At 33.4% G+C, this 26,643-nt stretch carries 21 protein-coding genes, 1 tRNA gene and 1 pseudogene; 10 read left to right on the top strand and 13 right to left on the bottom strand.

Features of this window, described 5'->3' with window-relative positions:
• The first annotated feature begins 2 nt into the window (after positions 1-2).
• From mraY to ABJD66_RS03790, 10 genes are all read left to right on the top strand, one after another.
• On the top strand, positions 3-1,226 hold the full coding sequence (gene mraY / locus ABJD66_RS03745; protein ID WP_348128381.1) for a phospho-N-acetylmuramoyl-pentapeptide-transferase: 1,224 nt from the start codon (positions 3-5) through the stop codon (positions 1,224-1,226).
• On the top strand, positions 1,227-2,561 hold the full coding sequence (gene murD / locus ABJD66_RS03750; protein WP_100893745.1) for a UDP-N-acetylmuramoyl-L-alanine--D-glutamate ligase: 1,335 nt from the start codon (positions 1,227-1,229) through the stop codon (positions 2,559-2,561).
• A 19-nt stretch (positions 2,562-2,580) separates the two neighbouring features.
• On the top strand, positions 2,581-3,774 hold the full coding sequence (locus ABJD66_RS03755) for an FtsW/RodA/SpoVE family cell cycle protein (RefSeq protein WP_303540813.1): 1,194 nt from the start codon (positions 2,581-2,583) through the stop codon (positions 3,772-3,774).
• On the top strand, positions 3,761-4,852 hold the full coding sequence (gene murG, locus ABJD66_RS03760) for an undecaprenyldiphospho-muramoylpentapeptide beta-N-acetylglucosaminyltransferase (protein WP_348128385.1): 1,092 nt from the start codon (positions 3,761-3,763) through the stop codon (positions 4,850-4,852). Before ABJD66_RS03755 ends, murG begins: the two co-directional genes overlap by 14 nt.
• Positions 4,849-6,195, top strand: coding sequence for a UDP-N-acetylmuramate--L-alanine ligase (gene murC, locus ABJD66_RS03765; protein ID WP_348128389.1), 1,347 nt, complete (start codon positions 4,849-4,851; stop codon positions 6,193-6,195). Before murG ends, murC begins: the two co-directional genes overlap by 4 nt.
• On the top strand, positions 6,192-6,911 hold the full coding sequence (locus ABJD66_RS03770) for a hypothetical protein (protein ID WP_348128392.1): 720 nt from the start codon (positions 6,192-6,194) through the stop codon (positions 6,909-6,911). Before murC ends, ABJD66_RS03770 begins: the two co-directional genes overlap by 4 nt.
• A 3-nt stretch (positions 6,912-6,914) precedes the next feature.
• A complete protein-coding gene (gene ftsA / locus ABJD66_RS03775; protein WP_348128394.1) occupies positions 6,915-8,273 on the top strand; it encodes a cell division protein FtsA in 1,359 nt (452 codons plus the stop codon).
• Between the two features lie 46 nt (positions 8,274-8,319).
• Positions 8,320-10,296, top strand: a complete 1,977-nt coding sequence (gene ftsZ, locus ABJD66_RS03780) for a cell division protein FtsZ (RefSeq protein ID WP_348128397.1) — start codon at positions 8,320-8,322, stop codon at positions 10,294-10,296.
• Between the two features lie 98 nt (positions 10,297-10,394).
• Positions 10,395-10,844: a GatB/YqeY domain-containing protein gene (locus ABJD66_RS03785; protein ID WP_303540822.1), complete on the top strand. Its 450-nt coding sequence runs from the start codon at positions 10,395-10,397 to the stop codon at positions 10,842-10,844.
• An 18-nt stretch (positions 10,845-10,862) separates the two neighbouring features.
• Positions 10,863-10,936, top strand: a tRNA-Arg gene (locus ABJD66_RS03790).
• A gap of 285 nt (positions 10,937-11,221) precedes the next feature.
• On the opposite strand, the gene ABJD66_RS03795 is transcribed toward ABJD66_RS03790, so the two are convergent.
• The 13 genes and pseudogenes from ABJD66_RS03795 to ABJD66_RS03855 form a co-directional block, all read right to left on the bottom strand.
• Positions 11,222-12,181 (bottom strand): glycosyl hydrolase, encoded by a 960-nt coding sequence (locus tag ABJD66_RS03795; protein ID WP_348128401.1) that lies wholly within the window; start codon positions 12,179-12,181, stop codon positions 11,222-11,224.
• 362 nt (positions 12,182-12,543) lie between these two features.
• Entirely contained in the window at positions 12,544-12,936 is a 393-nt protein-coding gene (locus ABJD66_RS03800) for a hypothetical protein (RefSeq protein WP_100893737.1), read from the bottom strand.
• A gap of 106 nt (positions 12,937-13,042) precedes the next feature.
• Complete coding sequence (locus ABJD66_RS03805; protein WP_100893736.1) at positions 13,043-13,690, bottom strand: response regulator transcription factor; 648 nt, start codon at positions 13,688-13,690, stop codon at positions 13,043-13,045.
• Positions 13,677-15,668 (bottom strand): ATP-binding protein, encoded by a 1,992-nt coding sequence (locus tag ABJD66_RS03810; protein ID WP_348128406.1) that lies wholly within the window; start codon positions 15,666-15,668, stop codon positions 13,677-13,679. The genes ABJD66_RS03805 and ABJD66_RS03810 overlap by 14 nt, the downstream gene beginning before the upstream one ends.
• A 173-nt stretch (positions 15,669-15,841) precedes the next feature.
• Positions 15,842-16,807, bottom strand: coding sequence for a YpdA family putative bacillithiol disulfide reductase (locus ABJD66_RS03815; protein WP_348128409.1), 966 nt, complete (start codon positions 16,805-16,807; stop codon positions 15,842-15,844).
• Positions 16,807-17,466 carry a ribulose-phosphate 3-epimerase gene (gene rpe, locus ABJD66_RS03820; protein WP_348128412.1) on the bottom strand — a complete coding sequence of 220 codons (660 nt, stop codon included), beginning with the start codon at positions 17,464-17,466 and terminating at the stop codon, positions 16,807-16,809. Before rpe ends, ABJD66_RS03815 begins: the two co-directional genes overlap by 1 nt.
• Before the next feature lie 266 nt (positions 17,467-17,732).
• Complete coding sequence (locus tag ABJD66_RS03825) at positions 17,733-18,287, bottom strand: hypothetical protein (protein ID WP_100893732.1); 555 nt, start codon at positions 18,285-18,287, stop codon at positions 17,733-17,735.
• Between the two features lie 19 nt (positions 18,288-18,306).
• On the bottom strand, positions 18,307-18,552 hold the full coding sequence (locus tag ABJD66_RS03830; RefSeq protein ID WP_348128415.1) for a hypothetical protein: 246 nt from the start codon (positions 18,550-18,552) through the stop codon (positions 18,307-18,309).
• 54 nt (positions 18,553-18,606) lie between these two features.
• Positions 18,607-18,897 (bottom strand): annotated as a pseudogene (locus ABJD66_RS03835) (RHS repeat-associated core domain-containing protein); the annotation flags it as partial.
• A gap of 173 nt (positions 18,898-19,070) precedes the next feature.
• Positions 19,071-19,985: a hypothetical protein gene (locus tag ABJD66_RS03840; protein WP_348128418.1), complete on the bottom strand. Its 915-nt coding sequence runs from the start codon at positions 19,983-19,985 to the stop codon at positions 19,071-19,073.
• Positions 19,985-24,412 carry an RHS repeat-associated core domain-containing protein gene (locus ABJD66_RS03845; protein ID WP_348128420.1) on the bottom strand — a complete coding sequence of 1,476 codons (4,428 nt, stop codon included), beginning with the start codon at positions 24,410-24,412 and terminating at the stop codon, positions 19,985-19,987. The genes ABJD66_RS03840 and ABJD66_RS03845 overlap by 1 nt, the downstream gene beginning before the upstream one ends.
• A 15-nt stretch (positions 24,413-24,427) precedes the next feature.
• Positions 24,428-25,795, bottom strand: coding sequence for a hypothetical protein (locus tag ABJD66_RS03850; RefSeq protein ID WP_348128423.1), 1,368 nt, complete (start codon positions 25,793-25,795; stop codon positions 24,428-24,430).
• Positions 25,796-25,797: 2 nt separating this feature from the next.
• On the bottom strand, positions 25,798-26,643 hold an 846-nt coding region (locus tag ABJD66_RS03855; RefSeq protein ID WP_348128425.1), incomplete at its 5' end, for a phage baseplate assembly protein V.

The following is a 26,643-nucleotide window of genomic DNA, read 5'->3' on the forward strand; positions in this document are numbered from 1 at the left end:
ATATGTTATACTATTTATTCGAGTTTTTAGAGAAAGAGTATCAATTGCCTGGAGCAAGTCTGTTTCAGTTTATCACATTTAGGGCTGCAATGGCAATAATTGTGTCGTTGTTGATTGCTACTGTTTATGGTAAAAAAATTATTCTTTTTCTTCAAAAAAAGCAAATAGGAGAAACGGTTAGAGATTTAGGTTTAGACGGACAAAAGCAAAAAGCTGGTACGCCAACAATGGGTGGTTTAATTATTATACTAGCTACCTTAATTCCTGTTTTGTTGTTTGCTAAGTTAGATAATGTCTACATTTTATTGTTAATAGTAACAATGCTTTGGATGGGTGTTATTGGTTTTGTAGATGATTATATTAAAATATTTAAAAAAGATAAAGAAGGATTAAAAGGGAAATTTAAAATTCTTGGTCAGGTTGTGCTTGGTTTAATTGTAGGTTGTACGCTTTATTTTCATCCTGGCGTAACTATTAAAGAAAATGCAATAGCCGGTATAGCAACAAAAGGGTCTGTAGTGGCTCCTATTTCTGTGCCAGAAATTAAGTCAATGGCAACAACAGTTCCTTTGGTAAAAAATAATGAGTTAGACTATACAAGTCTAATTTCTTGGATGGGAGAAGGAGCAGAAGATTATGCTTGGTTAATTTTTATTCCAATTGTAATTTTTATTGTAACTGCAGTGTCTAACGGTGCAAACTTAACAGACGGTATAGATGGTTTAGCGGCTGGTACATCTGCAATAATAGTATTTACACTAGGTATTTTTGCCTGGGTTTCTGGTAACATTATATTTTCAGATTATTTAGATATAATGTTTATTCCAAAGTCCGGAGAAGTAGTGGTTTTTATTGCTGCTTTTGTAGGGGCTCTTATTGGGTTTTTATGGTATAACGCGTATCCTGCAAGTGTATTTATGGGAGATACTGGTAGTTTAACTATTGGTGGTGTTATTGCTGTAATAGCAATTATAATACGTAAAGAGTTAATTATTCCTGTATTATGCGGAATCTTCTTTGCGGAGTCACTTTCTGTAATGTTGCAAGTAGGTTATTTTAAATACACTAAAAAAGTTTCTGGTGTGGGCAAGCGTATATTTCTAATGGCTCCGTTACATCATCATTACCAGAAAAAAGGATATCATGAGAGTAAAATAGTTACCCGTTTTTGGGTAGTAAGTATAATTCTTGCAATTATAACTTTTGTAACCTTAAAAGTAAGATAGGTGAAGAGGTTAGTAATTCTTGGTGGTGGAGAAAGTGGTGTTGGTACAGCGCTTTTAGGAATAAAAAAAGGATACAATGTATTTGTGTCTGATAAAGGAAAAATTAAAGAAGAATATAAAAAAGTTCTTAAACATTTTGAGATAGACTGGGAAGAAGAACAGCATACAGAATCTAAAATTTTAAATGCAGATTTGGTAATGAAAAGTCCTGGTATACCAGACAAGGTAGCTCTTGTGCAAAAATTATTGTCGCTACGTATTCCTGTAATTTCTGAGATAGAATTTGCAAGTAAATATACAGATGCTGTAATTATTGGTATAACGGGTAGTAATGGTAAAACTACCACTACAATGATGGTAAACCATATTTTAAAAGAAGAAGGTTTGCACGTTGGTATGGCTGGTAATATTGGTGATAGCTATGCTAAAATGGTGTCTGAAAATAACTTTGACTACTATGTGTTAGAGATTAGTAGTTTTCAATTAGACGGTATTGTAGATTTTAAACCACATATAGCCATTATAACTAACATTACGCCAGATCATTTAGATAGGTATAATTATGAGTTTGATAACTATATCGCATCAAAATTTAGAATTGCAGAGAACCAAACAAAAGAAGACTATTTAATTTATGATGCAGACGATGAAGTGCTTGTAAGTTGGCTAGAGAATCACCCAGTTAAATCAAAATTAATACCATTTTCAATAGAAAAACAAATTGAAGAAGGTGTTTGTTTAAAGAATGATAAAATACATATAACGACCCAAAATAATACAATAGAGATGGCAACAAACAACTTGGCTTTAGAAGGTAAACACAATTTAAAAAATACAATGGCAGCTTCAGCAGCTTCTAAATTAGTAAATATTAGAAAAGCTACTATTAGGGCTAGTATTGAAAACTTTCAGGGTGCATCGCATCGTTTAGAAAGTGTTTTAAAAATTGCTCACGTACATTACGTAAACGATTCTAAAGCAACTAATGTTAATGCAACATATTATGCATTAGAAAGTATGAAATCTGCTACAGTTTGGATTGTTGGTGGTGTAGATAAAGGAAATGATTACAAGTCGTTAATGCCATTGGTAAGAGAAAAGGTAAAAGCTATTATCTGTTTGGGTGTAGATAATTCTAAGATTATAGAAGAGTTTGGGAATGTTGTAGATTTAGTTGTTGAGACACAAAGAATGGATGAAGCTGTTAAAATGGCTTATAAAATTGGTCAACGTGGAGATACGGTATTGTTATCCCCTGCTTGTGCTAGTTTTGATTTGTTTGAGAATTACGAAGACAGAGGAAATCAATTTAAAGCAGCAGTAAAAAGTTTGTAAAAAATAAGTAATAAGTATAGTGTTAAGTTATTTTAAAAATATAAAAGGAGATAAGGCTATTTGGGGCATAGTTGCGCTATTGGCATTATTTTCGTTTTTGCCAGTTTACAGCGCAAGTAGTAATTTGGTGTATGTGGTTGGTAATGGTACGGCTGTAAGTCACCTTGTTAAGCACGCTTTTTTATTAATGCTTGGCTTTGGTATAATTTACGGCGTGCATAAAATACCAATGCACTTTTTTAAAGGCTTATCTATAATTGCTATGCCAATAGTGTTGTTGCTTTTGGGGTATACGTTAGCTCAAGGAAAAACAATTGGTGGGGCAAATGCTAGTAGGTGGATAAACATTCCGTTTGTGGGCTTTTCGTTTCAGACATCTACATTAGCAGCAGTTGTGTTAATGATATATGTGGCACGTTATTTAGCAAAAATTAAAGATAAGGTAGTTACTTTTAAAGAGAGTGTACTTCCGTTGTGGATTCCTGTTTTTTTGGTGATAGTTTTAATTTTGCCAGCTAACTTTTCTACAGCAGCAATTATTTTTTTTATGGTACTTACTCTAACTTTTTTAGGTGGTTATCCTATTAAATATTTATTGGGTATCGTTGGTACGGGTATTGCTTGTTTGGCATTATTTATTTTGGTTGCAAAGGCAGTCCCGGATTTGTTTGAAAATAGAATAGATACCTGGGAGAATAGAATATCTAACTTTTTTAATGGCGAAGATACTAGTGAGGATTACCAAATAGAGCGTGCTAAAATTGCAATTGCATCTGGCGGTGTTCTTGGTAAAGGCTCTGGTAAAAGTGTTCAGAAAAACTTTTTACCACAAAGTTCTTCAGATTTTATTTATGCTATTATAGTAGAAGAATATGGTTTAGTTGGTGGCTTGGTGGTGATGTTTTTTTATCTGTTACTGTTATTTAGAATAGTTGTGGTAGCAAATGCTAACCCAAGTGTGTTTGGTAAGTTATTAGTGGTAGGCGTAGGCTTACCCATAGTTTTTCAGGCATTTATAAATATGGCTGTTGCGGTAGAGTTATTTCCTGTAACAGGACAAACATTACCGCTTATTAGTAGCGGTGGTACGTCTATCTGGATGACGTGTTTAGCAATAGGCATTGTGCTTAGTGCAAGTAATAAAAACCCAGTAAAAGAAAAAGAAGTTGTAGATGAGTCTAACCCTTTAGATGTGTTAAGTGGACAATTATAAATTTATATTATCTGGAGGTGGCACAGGCGGACATATTTATCCGGCTATTGCAATAGCAAATGAGCTAAAGGAAATGTATCCTGATGCTGAGTTTTTGTTTGTTGGTGCCAAAGACCGTATGGAGATGGAAAAGGTGCCACAGGCTGGGTACAAAATAGAAGGCCTTTGGATTTCTGGTTTTCAGCGTAAGCTAACATTTAAAAATATGTTGTTTCCGTTTAAGGTTATTAGTAGTTTGTTTAAGGCTAGGCAAATTATAAAAAAGTTTAAACCTAATGCAGTAGTTGGTACAGGAGGTTTTGCAAGCGGACCATTATTGCACGTTGCTGCGGGTAAAAATATTCCGTGTGTGTTGCAAGAGCAAAACTCTTATGCAGGTGTTACCAATAAATTATTGGCTGGTAAAGTGCAAAAAATTTGCGTTGCTTATGATGGTATGGATCGTTTTTTTTCTGCAGATAAAATTATAAAAACAGGAAATCCTGTTCGTAAAGATTTGGTAGAGATGAAGGTCTCTAAGCAAAAAGCTTTAGAGTTTTTTAAATTGAAAAAAGATAAGCCAGTATTGTTGGTTTTGGGTGGAAGCTTAGGGGCAAGAAGGGTAAATACACTTATTAAAGAACAATTGCCTTTGTTTGCGTCTTTAGATGTTCAAGTAATTTGGCAATGTGGAAAGTTGTATTATGAGGAGTATAAAGAGTGTCAGAATGAAAATGTTTTAGTGTTTGATTTTTTAAATAAAATGGATTTTGCTTATGCTGCTGCAGATGTTATTATATCTAGAGCTGGTGCAGGTTCTGTGTCCGAGTTAAGTATTGTTGGTAAGCCGGTTATTTTTATTCCGTCACCAAATGTTGCAGAGGATCATCAGACAAAAAATGCATTGGCATACGCAGATAAAAATGCAGCTATTTTATTAAGAGAAAAAGAGTTAGATGCTAGTTTTAAAACTGTTTTTACGGATTTGTTTAGCAATAAAGAAAAGCAAATAGAATTAGGAGAAAATATAAAAAAGCAAGCGTTGCCAAATGCGACAAAAAATATTGCTTTAGAAGTTAGTAAGTTATTAAAAAAATGAATTTAAAAGATATACATAGCGTTTACTTTTTGGGTATTGGTGGTATAGGAATGTCTGCCTTGGCTCGCTATTTTAAATTTATTGGTAAAGAAGTTGCTGGTTATGATAAAACAGAAACTCCATTAACCAAAGAACTTGCTGCGTCTGGTATAGAAATTCATTATCAGGATAATGTAAGTCTTATACCAGAATATTATAAAAATATAAATAATACGCTGGTAGTGTATACACCTGCTTTGCCTAAAAATCACATAGAGTTAAATTATTATGTAACTAATGGTTATGCGGTTAAAAAAAGGTCTGAAGTTTTAGGTATTATCACAAAAAATACTTTCTGTTTTGGGGTTGCTGGTACACACGGTAAAACTACAACATCTAGTATTTTAGCACATTTGTTATATGATTCAGGAACTCCAATTACTGCCTTTTTAGGTGGCATATCGGAGGATTTTAATAGCAATTTTTTATTAGAGGGAACAGATTATTCAGTTGTTGAAGCAGATGAGTTTGATAGGTCGTTTTTGCAACTATCTCCAAATGTTGCTTGCATTACCTCTATGGATGCAGATCACCTAGATATTTATGGTACAGGAGACGATTTAAAAGACGCTTTTGTTGCTTATGTAAACAGGTTAGAACCAGACGGAAAATTGTTTGTGTGTAACGGTTTGCCTTTAGATGGTATTACGTATGGTATAGATGATGATTCTGATTTTTGTATCACAGATATAGAAATAAAAAATGGCTCTTATATATTTAATATAAGAACACCAGATTCTGTTATAAACGGAGTTAAATTTAGCAAACCAGGAAGACATAATTTGTTAAACGGATTAGTTGCTTTTGCTATGGCCTTAGAAGCTGGTAAATCTCCAGATGTGGTTGCTGCTGCGTTGGGTACTTTTAAAGGTGTGCAGCGTAGGTTTTCATACCGTATTAAAAATGAAGATTTTGTTTTTATAGATGATTATGCGCATCATCCTACAGAAATAAATGCAGTGTATAATGCGGTGTCAGAAATGCATCCTAATAAAAAAACAGTAGCTGTTTTTCAGCCACACTTATTTTCTAGGACAAAAGATTTTATAGATGATTTTGCAACTAGTTTATCGCAATTTCAAAGTATTATTTTGTTAGATATTTATCCAGCAAGAGAAGAGCCAATAGAAGGAGTGACTTCTGAATGGTTGTTGAGTAAAATAAATAATCCGAATAAAAAAATCTGTTCTAAAAAAGAATTGATAAATGAGCTAAAAAATCAGAATCCAGAAGTTTTAGTGGCTATGGGAGCTGGAGATATTGGACAAGAGATTGATAAAATTAAAAACGCTTTTGTAATATGAAAGTAAATTGGAGCTACATAAAATTGGTGTTCTTATTGCTCTTATTGCTAGGAGTATACGCTTTTACGGGTGTTAGGCATCAATCTAAAAAAATAGAAAAAACAACAGTTGAGTTTTTAGGCGAAGACAATTTGTTTATAACTCAGCAGATGGTTAATAAATTGTTAATACAAAATTTAGGAAGCCTTACAAACGTGCCAAAAGATGCGCTAGTTTTGAATAAAGTAGAAAAGGTTTTAGAAGCCAATAAAATGGTGAAGAGTGCTCAAGTTTATCTTACTGTAAATGGGGAACTTACATCTAAAATTGTACAACGTAAACCAATAGGGCGTATTCAAGGAAATTCAAATTTTTATTTGGATGACGAGGGTAAGCGCATGCCTTTATCTAATAACCACTCTGCAAGGGTGCCAATTATTACTGGTAAAATTACAGATGATAGTCTTCAAAATTGCTTTGCTTTTTTGAATTTTATTAATGCCGATGATTTTTTAAAGAAAAACATTATTGGTATTCATATTGCAAAGGACAATGATTTTCAGCTTAAGCTTAGGTTAGAGGATTATGTGGTTAGTTTAGGGAAGGTAGAAAATTTAAAAGCTAAGTTTAATAATTACAAGGCTTTTTATAGTAAAGCAACAAAAGATAAAGCTTTAAATAATTATAAAGCTGTTAGTTTAGAGTACAATAATCAAGTAGTGTGTACCAAAATTTAAGTTATGGAGCCAGGTAAATATTCAGTAGGGTTAGACATAGGGACAACAAAAATTGTAGCCATAATTGGTAAGGAAAACGAATACGGTAAAATTGAAGTTTTAGGTATTGGTAAATCTAAAAGCCTTGGTGTGCACAGAGGTGTAGTAAACAATATTACGCAAACTATAAAATCTATACAGCAAGCTGTAGAAGAGGCAGAGGCAACTTCTGGTTTAAAAATTAGCTCTGTTGTTGTTGGTATTGCTGGTCAGCACATACGTAGTTTGCAGCATAGTGATTATATAACAAGGCCAGACTCTGAGCAAGTTATTAATGAAGATGATGTAGATATACTTGTAAACCAAGTTTACAAATTAATTATGCTTCCTGGAGAAGAAATTATTCATGTATTACCACAAGAATATAAAGTAGACGGACAAGCAGAAATTAAGGAGCCAATTGGTATGTATGGTGGTAGGCTAGAGGCTAACTTTCATGTAGTTGTTGGTCAAGTATCATCTATAAAAAATGTGGGTAGGTGTATTAAAAGTGCTGGTTTAGATTTAGGCAGTATTACATTAGAGCCATTAGCATCTGCAAACGCAGTGTTAAGTCAAGAAGAAAAAGAAGCTGGTATTGCATTAATAGATATAGGAGGCGGTACAACAGACGTTGCCATTTTTAAAGATGGTATTATTAGGCATACTGCTGTAATTCCTTTTGGAGGAAATGTTATAACAGAAGATATAAAAGAAGGTTGCTCTATTATAGAAAAGCAAGCCGAACTATTAAAAATTAAGTTTGGATCTGCTTGGCCAGGAGAAAATAAGGATAATGAAATAGTTTCTATACCAGGATTAAGAGGTAGAGAGCCTAAAGAAATTACACTTAAAAACCTTTCTAAAATAATACATGCTCGTGTTGTAGAGATCATAGAGCAGGTATATATGGAGATTAAAAATTACGGTCATGAAGACCAAAAGAAGAAGCTAATTGGTGGTATTGTTTTAACGGGTGGTGGTAGCCAGTTAAAACACTTAAAGCAATTGGTAGAGTATATTACGGGTATGGATACCAGAATAGGATACCCTAATGAGCATTTAGCAGGAGATTCTACTCAAGATATAGCAAGTCCGCTATACGCAACAGGAGTAGGTTTATTAATGAATGCTATAGAAACTAATGCTAAAAACAAAGAAATAGCATTAGAGGAAGCTCAAGCAGAAAAAGAAATAGCAGTAGAAAATAATCAGGAAGAAGACGGTTTCCAAACTGAAGAACCAAATGACACATCAACCAAAAAAGAAGTGAAACCAGAACGAAAATCCATTTTTGAAAAATGGTCTGATAAGTTGAAAGACTTTTTAGATAATGCGGAGTAACGCATAAGTTGAAAATTGAAAAAAAATAACTCAGTAAAATAACAGTATGAGCAAGAACACTGAATTAGAAAGTAATATCTCTTTTGATTTGCCTAAAAATCAAAGTAACGTAATAAAAGTCATTGGTGTTGGTGGCGGTGGTAGTAACGCAATAAATCACATGTTCCAGGCCGGAATAAATGGTGTAGATTTTATTGTTTGTAATACAGACTCACAAGCATTAGAAAACAGTACGGTTCCTAACAAAATAAGATTAGGGGTTACATTAACAGAAGGTTTGGGCGCAGGTGCAAATCCAGAAGTTGGTGAACAAGCTGCTATAGAAAGTATGGAAGACATAAAAAATATGTTAGATTCCAATACAAAAATGGTGTTTATTACTGCTGGTATGGGCGGTGGTACCGGTACAGGTGCTGCTCCAATAATAGCAAAACAAGCAAAAGGTATGGATATCCTTACAGTGGGTATTGTAACAATGCCTTTTCAGTTCGAAGGAAAAATGAGATGCCAGCAAGCTCAGACTGGTATAGAAAAGCTTCGTGCTAATGTAGACTCATTAATTGTTATAAATAATAATAAACTTAGAGAAGTATACGGTAATTTAGGCTTTAAAGCTGGTTTCTCTAAGGCAGATGAAGTATTAGCAACAGCTGCACGTGGTATTGCAGAAGTTATAACGCATCACTACACACAAAACATAGATTTACGTGACGCTAAAACAGTACTATCTAACAGTGGTACTGCAATAATGGGTTCTGCAAATGCATCTGGTTCGTCTAGAGCGCAAGAAGCTATTATGAAAGCATTAGATTCACCATTATTAAATGATAATAAAATTGCTGGTGCTAAAAACGTATTGTTATTAATAGTTTCCGGTGCTCAGGAAATTACTATTGATGAGATAGGGGAAATTAACGACCACATACAGACAGAGGCTGGTCATGGAGCTAACATTATTATGGGTGTTGGTGAAGATGAAAACTTAGGAGACGCTATTGCGGTAACTGTTATTGCTACGGGTTTTAATGTAGATCAGCAAGATGATATTGTAAACACAGAATCTAAAAAAATAATTCACACTCTAGAAAACGAGCAAAAAGCAACGCATAATTTAACGCCTGCTGCAGCTAATGTTGTATACGATGTTGTAGAACCAGAAACTAGTCCTGTTAAAACAGAAGTTACACCTGCGGAGCCAGAAGTAATAAAGCATACTTTATTTGAGGAAGAAAAGCCAGAAATGGATTTGATACCAACAACAAATTTTATAAAAAACTTTAATGTGTTTTATGATGAAGTAGTTGCTGATGCACCAAAAGAAGAAGACTTTGTTATAGTAGATGTTAGAGATTTTGATGTTGTAGATGCAGAAGAGGTAAAGGTTGTACAAGAAGAAGATCAGTTTGCATTTAGTTTTGATATTCCTAAAAAGGAGCAGAAAGTAGAAGAAGATGAACAAGAACATACAATTACCTTTAGTTTAGATGAAGAGGTAAATGATATGGACGTTAAAGACCATGTAGAAGTTGTTCCTGTATTAGAATACAATAAAGAAGGTGAAAAAAGATATAGTTTAGATGACTATATGGAGCTAGAAAAAGAACTTACAGGTGCTAAGTCTAAAGCTGAAAAATTTGAGCCTAAAATTGTTGATCAAGAATTAGCTTTTGAGAAGAAAACAGTAGCTCCAAAAGCAACTCAGGCTCCAACGCCTAAACCTGCACCGGCTGCTGAGCCAGAAGAAAGACAAGTAGAGGTAGACCCTATGAATACGCCAATTGAAGATTTGCTAAAAAACAGAGCAGATGAGCGTAGAAGAAAGTTAAAAGACTTTAATCATAAGTTTAAAAACAACATTAACACAGCAAGTGATATGGAAAATAAGCCAGCTTATTTACGCCAAGGTGTTAATTTAAATGATAGTAACCCAGAAAATAGAATTTCAAGAACCACTTTAAGTGAAGACGGAGAAGATATCCAATTACGTTCTAACAATTCTTTTTTACATGATAATGTAGATTAGTGTAGTTTTTAAACTATATAATTTAGTGTATAAACCCGAAAGCAGTAATTGTTTTCGGGTTTATTTTTTTATCTTCGTGTTCCTAAAAATTATAAATTATGAGCTTACAACAAGATGTAATGACGGCAATGAAAACAGCTATGAAAGCTAAAGATAGCGTTGCTTTAGAGTCATTAAGAGCTATAAAATCTGTTTTGCTAATGGCACAAACAGAGTCAGGTGCAAAAACTGAGTTGAGTGAAGAAGAGGAAATAAAAATTATACAAAAACTTGTAAAACAACGTAAAGATAGTGCTGCTATTTATACAGAGCAAGGAAGGGAAGATTTGGCTGCTCCAGAATTAGCACAGGCAGAGGTTATAGGGCAGTTTTTGCCTGAACAAATGTCTGAGGATGATATTGCTAAAGTTGTTGAAGATGTAATAGCTAAAACAGGTGCAGATGGTATGAAAGATATGGGTAAGGTAATGGGTATGGTATCTTCTCAACTAGCAGGTAAAGCAGATGGTAAAACAATTTCTACTATAGTAAAAAATAAATTAGCTTAATTTTTTATAAGCTGATAAGGCCCCGTGGCGCAACTGAATAGCGCATCAGATTTCGGCTCTGAGGGTTGGGGGTTTGAATCCCTCCGGGGTCACGAATAAGCAAAGAATCCAAAATTAAAAAATCAAGTTTACTTGCTTTTTTAATTTTGGATTCTTTGTTTTCAAAGCGGAGCTTTTAGGGATCAACAAGCAAAGCGCAGTTTATCCTTATTCGTGAAATTTATAAATGTTTACTTGCTTTTTTAATTTTGGATTCTTTGTTTTCAAAGCGGAGCTTTTAGGGATCAACAAGCAAAGCGCAGTTCATCCTTATTCGTGAAATTTGTTAGTAAAAGCTAGTTTTCAATTGGCTTATACTTTTTTTAATAGCCTTAAAGTTATTTGTTGATTAATTTAAAAGTACGTATGTAATCTACGTAGCACGTTCTATCTTTTAAATTAGCGCTTGCAACTTTACCTCCATCTGCAGGAATAGGATTCCAATCGTAACTCTCTATAGAGAATTGTAAATACATTTGTTGATTAAAAGGAACAGGAGGCGTTAAAGTGTATTGTTCTTTTCCATCTAGAAAAAAAACAAGTTCTGTAGCACTTTTCCACCAAAAACCATAAACATAATATCTTTCATGATTTTTAGTAGTTGTCGTTACCGCTCCTTGAGCTCTTTTTGAATCCTTCTGGCATTTATTTTCTCTACGAATAGCGTTAGAATGGTAAATTTTATCCCATTTTGCTTTTCTTGCCCATTCTGCGGTTAAGGGCGTAAGGACCCCTACAGACTCTGTAATGTCAATTTCATGTTTTTTATTACAATTATTGTTATAACCCATTAGCCAAAAGCCGCCACCCATTTCTGTCTTGCTCATTTTCATTCTACATTCATAGTAGTTTCCTACTGTAGAGGTTATTTTAGAACGTAAAATACCTCCATAATAGGTATAAGTTAAAGGTTTTCCATAAGGACTTATTGTTTTTGGTTCTCCAAGTTTTCCTACTTCAATAGTCATTTTACCTTTATTTGCTTTTATTCTTTTGGATTGGAATAAAGCTGGTAAACGACCAGGCCATTTTAAGTGAGGATGAGCATTAGGGTCTGTATACCATTTTTTTGAGTTTATTTTGTTATCACTAAACTCATCGGTTAATTTGTAAACAGTTTTCCATTTTTTTCCATTTGGTGTAGGATTTGTTCCAATAAAGTATGGTTTTTTTTCAACTTTTTGGTTAGTTATTGCAGTGCTATTGATTTCTTCAATGTCTGAACTTTTATCGACACTGCACGATATAATCGCTATTAGAACAAATAAATACAAATACTTCTTTTGTTTTTTTAACATAACTTCTGTTTTTATAGTAGGATTTAGATTACAGTGAAGTTATGTTTTTATTTTGAAACAAAAAATTAAATATTAGTTTTTTAGTAGAACATATTAACAAAGCGATGGATATTTATCGCAAAAAAACTTTTTATTTAGTTGTTCGCTGTTGATTTTTTAAAAAATAGAGGTTTATAGTAATGTATTAAGTAGTCGCTACTTAACTATTAATTAAACAATAGAAAATTAAGTTTACTTGCTTTTTTAATTTTGGATTCTTTGTTTTCAAAGCGGAGCTTTTAGGGATCTACAAGTATTTTTTATTTTAGAATAACAAAAGCCACGCAAATAGCATGGCTTTTTAGTAGATGTGTAGTGTAATATTATGACTTAGCTAAATCGTTACTGTGATTAACCTCAAAATAGTTTTGTACATTTTCCATAATATGAGATTCTTTCAGGGTAGAATTTGCTGTTTTATATTCTTGATCTATTAATTGTTTTGCAGGAAATGATTCACAATGTATTTCTTCGCCTTTTAAATTGGTAGTTTTTACAGTTGCTGTACCATTTAATAAAGATTTTCCTGTTACCATGATAAAAGAACGTTCTTCATCTGCAGCAGAAATGCCTGTTCTTATTTTTGTGTTTTCAATAATAATGTCCGACTTAATTTGCGTGTTAGCTAGACCTTGTTCTGTAGTTTTTTTATCATTACTACAAGATAAAAATAATGCTGCTGTTGCTAATACTGATACAAATAATTTAGTTTTCATAATTGAGTGCTTTTTTAAATACACTACAAAGATGAAGTTATTACAGGACTAAGAATACGCCTGAATTAGTGAAAATGAATACCCTGAAAACAGGGGTAGAGTAGGTTTAATCGTCTAGAAGCCCCATTTTTATTGCGTGTTTGGTTAAGCCAGCTAAATTTTTCACATTTAACTTAGAAATTAAATTTTTACGATAACTTTCTATTGTGTGCTTGCTTAAAAACAATTCGTCTGCAATTTCTTGTGTAGTGTATTCCTCAGCAATAAGTTTTAAAACCTCTTTTTCTCTATTTGTTAAAGAAACCTCTTTTTCTTTTTTACTGGCAAACATTGCATCAGTGTAAGCTTTTTTTATTTCTGTAGAAAAATATTTTTCTCCGCCAATTATTGTTCTAATGGCTTCTAATAATTCATCTTTTTCAGCATTTTTGGGTACATAGCCATCTACATTGCCTCTAATTAGTGTGTCTATCATACCGCCATCTATATGCATACTAACAACTAGTGTTTTTAAACCAGGGAAGCGTTCTTTTACTATAGTGTTTAATTCTATACCATTCATTTCTGGCATAGTTAAATCTGTCACTAATAAATGAATGTCATCAGCACCATTTATGTCTAAGTACTTTACTACTTGCGCACCATTTTTAGCGGTTGTAGTAATATTAAACTCAGGAGCATCTTCTAAAATACTCGTAAGTCCGTCTATAAACATTTTATGATCGTCTGCAATAATTAGGTTATAAGTTGTCATTGGTTGTGTTTTTTATTGGTATTTCTATAGATATTACTGTTCCTCTGTTTACAGCAGAATCTATGTGTAAGGTACCGTTTAGTTTTTCTATTCTACTTTTAATATTTGTAAACCCAATACCGTCTCCATTATTTTCTTTGTTAAAACCTTTACCGTTGTCTTCAAAAAGTAAGGTAATGCTATCTTCAAAGTAATTTAGATGTATATCTGTATTAGATGCTTTGGCGTGTTTAAGAGTGTTTGTCATTAATTCTTGAATAATTTTAAACAACTCCATTTTTACCATTTCATTAATGGTGTTTATTTTTTCTTCTGGGTGCGGATGAAACTCTACCTTAAGTTCGCCTGTGTTGGTGATAGATTTTGTGTATTCTTTTATAAGCTGCGTAAAATCGTCTTGTCTAAACTTTTTAGGAATTAGCGTGTGAGATATGTCTCTAACCAATTGGTAGGTTTCATCTAATTGTCCTGTAATTGTATTTAAAGTTTCGGTTTTTTCTTTAACACTTGCCAATTGTAATTTTATGCCAGCTAAATTACCGCCAATACTGTCGTGCAATTCTTGAGCTATACGTTTACGCTCTTCATCTTGACCTTCAATGGAGGCTTTAATAAGTTTTAATTCTTGCTCTTGTTTAAGTGTGGTAACCTTTTGGTTATTTATTTCTTCGTTCTTTTTAGCAAGCTCACTTTGTGCTTGTATTTTTTGGTAGTATGTATAGAGTAAAGCAATAACGGGAATAAGAATAACTAAAAAACCAATTAAAAATGCAGATTTAATTGTTTTTTGACGGTCTAGTTCTGCTTCTTGCTTAATTTGATCTTCTTTTAAGTCAGATATAGCTTGTTCTTTTTTTAATGTTTCGTACTGTATCTCTAGTTCTTTTATAATTTCTCTTTGTTGCTTTGCTTTTATCTGGTTTAAGACACTAAAAAGCTGTGTCATAACAGCATAAGCATTTTTATAATCTTCTTGTTTGTAATAACTTTTTGCCTGTACAGTTAAAATTTGTTTTTGAAACTCTAAATTTTCGTGATCAATTGCATTTACATAGGCTGTTGTAAGTCCTATGTTTGCAATATCATAATATCCTTGTTTATAGTATACTTTTGCAATTAATAGTGCGCCTTCATAATAAATAGCGTTGTAATCATTAGCTTTTGCTTCATTACTAATTTCTGCGTAATATTTTAATGCGTATGGATAATCTTTTTTTATCTCTAGGAATTTAGTGAGTTGAAGTCTTACTTCTAGCTCAACTTCTAAATCTTTAAATTGTTTTGCTAGTTCTAATGAAGAATTGTAGTACTCTTCTGCTTTAGTGTAATCTTGTTTTTTTGCATATGCATTACCTAATTGCATAAGCGCTTTATTGGTAACCTTAGAATGTTGTTTGCCGTATTTGTCTATAGACTCTGTTAGTAAATCTATGGCTTTGTCTGTCTTGTCTTGAGTTATGTAGTTTTTTGCTAAACTTACTTTATGTAAATATAAAAACTCAGTATCGTTAATGGCTTCTGCTTCTTGTAGTCCTTTTATGTTCCACTCAATAGATTTGTCTATTAATCCGTTTAAAGAACTACCAAGAGACATAAAATAATAAGCCTTTGCGTAAAGGTATTTCTTCTCTTTTTCGGGTTTATCCCAATTGCCTAGTTCTTGTACATATAGGTTTCCGTAATGTAGTACAGAGTCTGTATTTGCTTTATAAGCGTGTTTTTCTATAAGTTGATCAAAGACTGAAAAACGTTGCGCTCCAAACTCAGCAGTTTTTAAAGCATCATAGTATGGTTTAAGGGTTTCGTCTAATTGAATTTGAGACCAAGAAAAAGAAAAAAATGGAGTTTCATCTTTTTCAGTTTTTGTACTGTCTATTTCTTGTGCACTAACTAATTGAAAAACACTTACTAAAAGTAGAATTAGAGTTGTTTTTAATTTGTGAAAAAATGTACTGTATGTTGGTTTGGTTAAAGTCAAAAAAATAATAATTGTTTAATTAATTATGCTAATTTGGGTTGTGTTTGTATACAGGTTACCTGATTTGGTTTGCTAATTTAAACGCTGTTTACAAAGTTGGCTTTTATATAGCTTTTTACAACCCCGCAAGTTAGTGAAATGTATATCCCTGAAAACAGGGTGTAATATAATTATTATTTCTTTTGTAGTATAGTGCTAATTATTTTTTTAGCGTGAATTCTAGAATTTTCTATAAACCATTTGTGCGTTTCCATACCACCACAAATTACACCAGCTAAATAAACGTTACTTAAATTGGTTTCCATTGTGTCTTTGTTGTGTGTTGGTATCTTTTTTGCATCGTTAGACAAGGTGATGCCCATTTTGGTAAGAAAATTAAAATTTGGTCTATAGCCAGTTAATGCTAAAACATAGTCGTTTTGTAAGGTAATAGCACCATCAACAGTTTTAACTGTTAGTTGGGTCTCTTTAATTTCTGTAATATTGGCATTATAAATTACTTTTATACTACCTTCTTCTATGCGGTTAATAATATCTGGGCGTACCCAATATTTTACGCGTTGACCAACTTCTGCGCCACGAATAATTAAAGTTACTTCTGCACCTTTACGCCAGCATTCTAAAGCGGCATCTATGGATGAGTTACTTGCGCCAACAACTACTACTTTTTGTTTAGAGAAATAATGCGGATTGTTATAGTAATGGGTGACTTTTGGTAAGTCTTCTCCCGGAATATTTAATTTATTAGGTATATCGTAAAAACCAGTAGCTATTATTACGTTATTTGCAGTGTAAGTTGTCTTACTGGTTTTTACAATATAATAAGTAGAGTCTTTGGTTACATTAGTTACTTTTTCAAATAAATTAATGTCCAAATCATTGCTACTTACAATTCTTCTGTAGTATTCTAAAGCTTCTTCTTTTTTGGGTTTAGCTTCATTACTGATAAAAGGAATGTTGTCTATTTCTAGTTTTTCGGATGATGAAAAAAATTGCATTTTAGCAGGGTAATTGTATAACGAGTTTACAATACATCCTTTTTCTAAAATAAGATAAGAAAGTCCGTTTTTTTTAGCTTCTAATCCGCAGGCAATACCAATAGGTCCGCCGCCAATAATTATAACATCAAATAAATTCACTAGCCTATAAGTTCTTTTAAGTTTTTAATTGTAGCTGTTGGGTTATCACTTTTAAAAACAAAACTACCAGCAACAAGTACATCTGCACCTGCGTCTACTAAAGCTTTTGCATTTTTAGAAGTAACACCGCCATCTATCTCTATAAGGGTTTTTGCATTTTTCTTAATAATTAATTCTTTTAATGCTTTTACCTTATTGTAAGTGTTTTCTATAAAAGATTGTCCTCCAAAACCAGGATTAACACTCATTAAGCAAACAACGTCAATATCATTAATAATATCTTCTAATAAATGTACGTTTGTATGAGGGTTTAAGGCAACGCCAGCCATCATACCTTCAGCCTTAATTGCTTGCAAAGTTCTATGTAAATGTGTACAAGCTTCATAATGTACAGATAATACATTTGCTCCTAATTCTGCAAAGGTTTTTATGTACCTATCTGGGTCTACAATCATTAAATGTACATCTAATGTTTTTGTAGCGTGCTGTGCTATACTTTTTAACACAGGCATACCGTAAGATATGTTAGGAACAAAAACGCCGTCCATAATGTCTATATGGTGCCAATCTGCCTCACTATTGTTTACCATTTCTACATCTCTCTGTAGGTTTCCAAAGTCTGCTGCTAATAAAGAAGGTGCAATTTTATTGTTGCTCATTTTGTTTTAGATTGATATTTATGCAAAAGTACGCATTTGGTGTAAATTGATATAGTGTAAATGTGGCTTTATATTTTGTTTAAGAGTAATTTAAAATTTGTGTTTTTATAAGGTACTATAAACTATTAAAATAGTACTGTTGAATTACTTAAAATACAAAAAGCTACCTAATTTACTAGATAGCTTTTGTTGTTTGTTTTATAATAACTTATGCTTTGCGGTAGGAGCAAGATGCTTGCGCTAGCGGGGTTAATTTAGCGGTTAAATTATGAATATTGCCAAAACCCAGCTATTATTTTTTTTGTTTCATTTTGTTCATATAAGTACAAAGCTCCATAGTTAAAAGGATAGTTATCAATTAACAAATCATCGCTATATCCTTCTTCATCTATTTGCAATAAGTAAAAATAACCGTCTTTATTTAGTTCTTTATAATAATAATCTTTATGTTGGATAAAATTTGGTGTTCCGCCAGCTTTTACTATAAAAAAATCATTTTCATTAGCCTTGTCTAAATAGTTGGTTATTGAATTAATGGATATATCATTATTCCTTTTTTCCTCCAATAAACCTTCTTCAGAGTAATTATGTTCAATTACTTTCACTTCTATGTTTGGATATATATTTTTTTCTATACGCGTATCAAAATCTTTGTGTATTAAAATTGATAGCATATAATTTTCCTTTCGAGGATGTACTATTGTTGCATAAAAAAGATAATTTTCAGGAATTATGTCCTCTATTAATATAGGTGGATTTCCCCCAATCCTACCTCTAATATTTTTGTCATATGGTATGCATTTAGAAAATTTTTCTTTCATTTGTATTTGATTTAATTTCTTAATGAGTGTTTAAGAATCCGTTTTTCTTAGCGAATTCTAATGCATTTTCTCTAAGTTGCATAGATAGTTGAGTTGCATATCGCTTTGCATTTGTTGGTTCCCATCCTCTATGTAATAAACCTTGATAGATACCTTTTCTTGTTAGTGCGGTATTTCTATTAATGTTTTGTAAAGCACTTTGTCCTTTTAGATTAGTTCCCCCTAATTTATATTTCTGTTGAAGCTTAGAAATATTTTTATGCATATTAGGTTCTGTTAAAGCTATAGATGGGTTTTGTTTACCAATGGAAAAACTACGTCAAATATTATGATTTTGTTTTAACCAAGCACTTTGAAGGAGTTCATGACCAGACAACATATCACCTTTGTGTATAGGGCCTGTTATGTCGGAATAAGCACCTAATTGATATTCGCCAGCTAACCCAAAAACATCAACCCAACTATTACTATCGCTTACATACGCATAAAAGTTTGGTTCACCACTTTCCAGCCCAATAGGGTCTTGGCTTATGTACGTACCACTATCTGGTGAATAATACCTAAACCTGTTGTAACACAGCTCTAGGTCATCATCAAAATATTGGCCTTGGTATCTAAAGGGTAAACTGCAAAAGAACTTTTGGTAACTACACTAATTACCACAGTTTAAAAATACAAAAAGCTACCTAATTTACTAGATAGCTTTGCTGTTTGTTTTATAATAACTTATGGAGTAGGGCACAAGCAAGATGCTTGTGTTAGCGGGGACTTGTGCTAGCTAGCTTATTCAAATATTTTCACGTCACGACCTCTTTCATCTTTTATATATTTTTCAATTTCTTGAAAAGTATATTTCTTATTTGTTTTTACGGTTAAATCAATAAGTTTAAATTTTATATCTAAATTTTCATCATAACCTGTAGGAACAACTGGTGTTTTAGACATATTAGTGTCAAATAAAGCATTATTTATAGCAGGTATGTCTAATCCTAATTTTTCACGAACTTTAATTAGGTTTATTAATTCCATTGGGATTAGGCCGCTAGTCAAAAATTCTTCATTCTCCCATTTTTCACCACGTTGTAATCCTATTCCATTTAAATGATATTCGCAAAGCTCATCCCAATAATTGGATTCTATTTTAGTAAAATCATCCCAATTGTCAATAATTTTTTGATAAATACCATAGCCACTTCCATACTTTAAAATCAAGTCTTTTACTGGATTGTTTCCTGTCCATTTTTCAATTAAGAAATGTGCTAATTGTGTACTAGGATACACTTTTTGTTTTTTAAACTCTTTGTTGGATAAATTCTCTTGGTCTGTTAAATACGATAATGATTTTTTAAAAAGTAGTTTAATCAAATCTTCTCGTTCAACATATAAAGCATATTCATAAGTACCTTTTAAATGATCTATCCATTTATCATTAATATGTCCATAGGTCCAAAATACCGCAGTCCGCTCAAAATACTTCCAACAATCCTCATCACCTTGAAATAAAAGGTTTTTTGCTTTGATGTGAGTGCTGTTTGGAATTCCCGACAAACTTAACCAGACAGTATTTATATATTTTTTTAGATTTTCCTTTCTAGCAAAGAAATTATATTCATCAATAAAAAAAGAATTAGATTCATCCGAATTTGGAATTCTGTCATATCTATAATGCTTAATAGCTTTATCAATTAGTTTTTGCATTATGATTTGCACTTTAATTTAATGGAACGTTCATCTATATTAATTTGAAGGAGTTTATTATTTAATTTCCCCTTACTTTTCGCATCTCGTATGGTTCTCATCAAGTTATCTTGATATTTGGGCTTATTTGCCCACCTACCATTTGTATTTCCAGAGATTTTACGAATATTATTATCTGTCCATCCAGACATATTGCTTTTACTTCTCCAGTTACTTTTGCTCGTTTTTACTTCAATGACATTAATGTTGCCATCAGAAGTTTTAGTTATTAAATCGAAACCGTGACCAGAAGCATTTTGGACAGAACCTAAAACTTGATGTCCATTTTTAGATAAATATTTTGACGCAACTTTTTCTCCCCAATCACCCATTTTTACCCCGTCAACCATTTGGGTTACTAAACCTAAAGGGTCAACCCAACTATTACTATCACTTACATACGCATAAAAGTTTGGTTCTCCACTTGCCAACCTAATTGGGTCTTGGCTTATGTACGTACCACTTTCTGGTGAGTAATACCTAAACCTGTTGTAACACAGCTCTAGGTCATCATCAAAATATTGGCCTTGGTATCTAAAGGGTATGAACGTTTTATCTCCCGTAAATTTAATTGCTTTTCCGTAAATATCCAACTCGCACGCCCATACTTTTTCACCTTCTTTGTTATAGGCTTCTATAGGTGTTCCTAAATGGTCACTAACTATAGAAAAATGCTCGCCATTAACCAATTTTGCTGTGGGTACAAAACTCCCCTCATTAAATACCCATGTGGTAGCATTGTTAAACGGTTCTGGGTTATTGTATGTTAATACACCTGTGCTGTTTACTACTAGTTGTGGGCGGTCTTTATGGTTGTACGTCCACTCATGCAGGGGTACGTTGCCATCCCATAAAAAACGTGTTATATTATCTCTGTTTTTTACTAGAGGGTTTATTTTAGCGGTACGCCTGCCCAAGGCATCGTACTCAAAAGTAGTAAGTAGGCCCTCATTATTACTTACTTTTTGTAAACTGCCATTGGCGTTCCAAACATATTCCCAAGTAAGTAGGTGACTGTTACCATCATCTATTAAATTAAAGCCTTTAGCTTGTTTATTTTTTGCTATTTTTTTTATGAGGTTGCCTTCGGCATCATACGTATAGTTCCACTCTGGGTCTGCTAGTAATTTACCTCCTTTATCATAAGTATACCCACTGCGGTCTGCTGTTTTGTATAGATTTCCTATGCGGTCTGGTACTTTATAAATGGTTTCTGTTTGTTGGTAATTTGCTTGTGCTAAATTACCTAGTGCATCATAATTAAATGTAGTGGTTTTTCCGTTTACAATTAACTGCTCTAATTGGTTGCTTGGGTTCCAACTGTATTGGCGTTTGCTAGGTTCGTAATTTTGGCTGTGTACGTGTAATTCTTTTATTCTGCCAGCCTGGTCATAGTTTGTCTTTTGTGTTACGCCACCGCTAAGCAAACGCTCTACTTCCCAGCCCATACTATTGTACTCAAAAGCAGCTTGCCATGGTGTTGCTTTGTCTTGTGCTGCATAGCTATTGGTAAGCTCTCCTAGTGGGTTGTATTGGTTGTTTAGTTGCGCACCTAAGCTACTTTGCATTTGGGTACGTTGCCCAAAGTTATTATAGGTATTGGTAATTAGGTGTCCGTTTTGGCTTTCTTGTAATACATTGCCAACCTTATCTAATTGCAAGCGTACTTGGTTATCTTGGTTTTCTGCTAGTATTAAGTTGCCATCTTTATCATAGCTAAACAACTCATACGTGCCGTTATTATAATGTACCGTAGTTAATTGGCCTAAAGCATTGTAATTGTAATTTGTAGTATGTAAGGGGCTAATGGTAGTTGTTACTTGGCCATTTGCGTCTCTACGGTATTTACGGCTAAGCCCATCAAAACCCCATTCGCCTATAATATTACCATTGCCGTCTCGGCTAAAACGGTACAACTCACCAGCCTCATTACGTATGCTTTTAAGTTGCTCTTCTGTGTCATAATAAAAAGTAACACTTTTACCATTTTCGGTACGCTTTTTTAAATGCCCTAGGCCCCAGTAGCTAAATTTTACGTTGCGTTTATGGTCTTTGGCAGTAAGTACACTACCAGCGGTGTTATACGTAAATTGGTGCACATTACCGGTAGGTTCTATTAGTTTTAAAACATTACCAACCTTGTCATAATCATACGTTGTTGTAGCCCCGTTTGCAGCAACTGTTTTTTGCACGCGCCCAAGACTATCATACGTCATATGAGTAGCAGTGCCGTTTGGCAAGTGTATGGTAGTTAAATTATGACTTTTATCCCATTCTAAAGTAGTGGTATTTTTGTTTAGATCTGTTATTTGGTATAGTTTACCTTTTTTGTAGTCTAGTTCTACAGTGCTGCCGTTAGGGTAATCTATTTGTGTTACCAGCCCAAGATTGTTAAAGGTTCTTCTTAGGCTATTTCCTTGGTAGCTGGTATGGCTTACGAGCAAGTCTTGCTCATTGTAACCAAAACGTTCGGTATTGTCAAAAGCATTGGTAATGGCTATTAAATTACCTCTTTGGTCATAATTAAACTTGGTGCTATTGCCCATAGGATCTATGGTGAGTACTTTTTCTTCGTTTTCGTTATAGCGGTTTATGGTTACCCCGCCCATTGGGTCGGTTATTTTGGTTATGAGTAAACGGTCATCATACTCATAAACTGTAGTGTTGCCTAAAGAGTTGGTTACAATAGTTTTTCCTACTTTATAATCTAAATGGTATTCTAAAAGCCCTTCATCTCCCCAAGCGTGTATACATTTTGCATTTTCTCCTTTACCTTGGTATTCCCAATAAAAATTACCGCCTAACTGGTTGGTTAAATGAGATAATAAGCCATCTTTATAACGGAATGTTTTTTCTGCACTATTAACATCTATAACTTTATGTAGTAAGCCTTCTGAATTGTACTTGTAATTGTGGTTCCATACAAAGCCTTCCTTTGTTTCTAGTTCTATTGTGGTTAAAAGGTTAATATATTCTGGGTTGTTGTAACTAAATTTTAAAACACGTCCTGCGGTATCAGTCACAGAATCTATATTGTTATTAGCATTGTATTTTACACTAATTTTATCTCCAATAGTATTTTTAATAAACGCTAGTTTACGGTTGCTGCCAAAGTGGTATTGTAGTTTATATTCGTCCTCTAAAACATACCCATTTTTAGTTTTACTCCATGTAAATTTTTCTATTGGGTGATACATAGTATCATGATCAGCTAAGGCAGGAAATGTAATGAAACGGCCATCTTCAATTCTTACAACAATATCTCCTTCTGGGTTTACATCACTATGGTAAACATCATAATTATGGTGCCACATTTTACCTAATGCGGATGTTGCTTGTATGTCACTATAGTAACGACGTGTAAATACAAAAGGGATCGCGCCAGGGAAACTAAATTCTTCATTTTCTGAAACTACACGTCCGGCAACAACATCTACAGGTTCTCCTACACATTTTGTTTTTGAAGATTTCTTTACTTCAACTTTTTTTACAGCCTTTTCTACATCGACTTTTTTTGCAGCTTTTTCTACATCAACTTTTTTTATAGCTTTTTCTACATCAACTTTTTTAATTGCTTTTTTTCCTCTTTTTAATAATTTCCCAAAACCTTTAAGTCCTAAATTTATCGCAAGGGCAAATAAATCTATAGTAGGAGGTCCACCAACTAAAACAGCCATACCTGCAGGAATAACAGTTATCATACTATCTGTGGGAGCCATTAATGTTAGCTTAGGTTTGCTTGCTTTTTTAGCTCTAAAAGGTGCAGGTATACCAACAACATTACAAGATAGTGCAGGTAAATATTGATAGGAGAAAGGGGCAGAATCTGCCATAACGGTACTACTACCCATAAACATTTCGCCTTGTGCCATAGGAGCAACTATTGGAGCAGGCCCGTGTGCTAAAACACCTGGTAAGTGTTGTATAGATACACCAGCATTTGCAACCCATCTGTTATTTATTTTAACACTAGGCCTCATCATAGTTACAATAGCTCTAGCTACAGAACTTACAGTAATGGGTTGGGGTAGTTGCTCTTCGCCTTCAGCAACCTCTTCTTGTTCTTTTTCAGTGGGTGTTGGCAAAACAGAATTAATGGCAGCAAAAACTGCGGCTATCATATCATACACCATAAAAACATTAGGAACAGCGCACATAGGAGATGGTGGTACAACCGTAGAATGAAAATCTACACCTATGCCCATGTCAGAGAATTTACCAGCAGGTTGTCCTGGTATACTAGGCATTATTGCAGCTGCTAGGTCTTTCTGTAAACTATCTAACTGTGTTTTTTTTTCAGAAAATAATTCTCCAAAACTTTTTCCTGGACTTTTTTTTCCAACATCAGCCACTACATCATGTGCTAAACCTCCTACTGTTTTTGCCATTGCTTTATTTTTTAATTAGTTTGTAATGGAAATTAATTCTTGCTCTTTTGGTAGAGGAGCATAATGTTGGTTTAGGTTTTCTTCAGCAGAAATTAGTTTTTTCCAATTTTTACCCAACCAAAGCTCCAGGTGTTCTTCTACAATAGGCCTTTTTTCATTTTCACCCAATATGTATTCTAAAATGTTATATGCTAAATTAGCTACATATAAAAACGTAGAGTTTTGGCGCGTTTGTAAGTCTAAATAGCAACCGCCATTTAGTGCTAATAGCGCATACTCAAAAGCATCTTCATATTTTTTCTTTTTCATTTGTATGGTAGCACATATTCTGTACGCTTCCATAATATAAAAATAGTCTAAATTTTTACTTGCCTTTTGCGCTATTTCTTCATAAACCTCAAAAGCATCTTCTTCTTCACTAAGGCTTAACAGAAAAGCAGCCTTAAATAGCATACTAGACCTCCATAATGGATAGTATTGTGAAGATGTTTTTATTGTGTCTGTTAATACAATAGCTTTTTCTATATGTTTAAGTCCTTTTTTAGGTTCTTTAATTGTGTTGTATGCGTGTGATACAATTAAATAACTAGATACTAGTACTGAGGGTTCTCCTAATTGTTTAGCTTCTGTAAAAAGACGATCTATTAACGGAAGCATTTTTTTCTCCTTAGGTAAAGCTTCCATTAATTCTAATACAGTTAGTTTGTATTTAGCATCTGGACTATGAGGTTGGCTACCTTTAACCTCTTTTTTCATTTCATTCTTCATAGCCGCAAGCATATTTAACTGCGGGTGAATTTCATAAACTTTTGATCGTGTTTTTCTTTTAAAAGATTTTAAATGTCTTTCTTTAGCAATATCTATAGCCACAAATCTAATAGCATTAGGGATATCTTTTTTTAGCATATCATGCATCCAATCTCCAAAGCCTTGTTGGTGCATTCCTAAACCAAACTGAATAATTAAAGATGGGTCTATGCCAATTAGCGCTTTTTTAAAGCGTTCTATCTCTAAAAGAAGGTTAGAAAATGTAGGTGCAAGTTTTGTATTTGGAACAAAAGGCGTTTTAAGATAGTTATCTTTAATTAAAGCCTTATGCATATCGTATTTAGGGTCATTATCTAGATTAAACCAATCTGTAAATTCTGACCATAAATGTTTTTCATATTCTTCATCTTCTGTGTAAACTGAATTAAATTTAAGTATAACCTCTTCTGTTTCTCCTAGCGCAGAACCTTCTATGTCTAAAAAATGACTTATAATTTCAATATCTGAATATTCAGCTACCCAAACGGCTAGTTTCCATTCTTTATGCGTCAGAGCTTCTTTCCAGTACTCTTGTACCTTATAGTATTGGTGTGCTATAGATTTGTTCTCGCTCATGCTTAAGAATTTATTTTTACCATAGAGCCAGTAATGTTGGTGTCCCCAGTAGAGTTGGTTTTAATTGCAGCGCCAAAAACATTGGTTTCTTCACCGCCATCTATAGTTGCATTTTTGGAACTTAGTAATGACAAGCTTTTTGTACCCGTAATACCTACTGTTGGTGCATCTACAACGATATTTTCTTTTCCGCCAATTTTAACATTTGTCCCGTCTAGTTCTATTTCTGTTCCTTTTAAGAAAATATTAGTAGCATCTAACGTAATTGTTTTAGGAGCAGAAATAGTAATAGTTTCATCTCCGTTTAGTGTAATGCTACTACCACTTGGATCAGAAATAGTTATTTTTCCTTGGTTTTCATCATCATTAAAAGTTATGGTATTTCCACTTCTTGTAGTTATACTTTTACTTTTGTTTTGTTCTAAACCTCCGGCTCCTGTTTGCCCGTTAAACAGGCTACCTAGTACAAAAGGTCTGTTAGGGTCGTTGTATCTAAAACCAAGTAAAACCTGGTCACCTTCTTCTGGTATAAACACAAAACCTCTGTTGGTAGCTACGTTACTGCTGCTACCTGCATCAGGCGTCATAACACGTATCCATGCCGTTTTCATTTCTCCGGTCTGCCAGTTCATTTTTACTTGTACTCTTCCTTTGTTTTTAGGGTCTTGGTTGCTTAGTACCGTTGCCATTTGTGTTTGCGCAACTGGCAATGTTACTTTAGGTTCAGGTAGGCTTTTAATATCTACAGGTAACGCCACAAAACTATTGGTGTAATAGTTAGCTTCTTTAGCGTAGTGTGTAATTTCTGTAATAATATATTTACCGTGCTTTTTAGTGGCATAACTAGC

Source organism: Cellulophaga sp., assembly GCF_039943695.1.
GTDB lineage: Bacteria > Bacteroidota > Bacteroidia > Flavobacteriales > Flavobacteriaceae > Cellulophaga.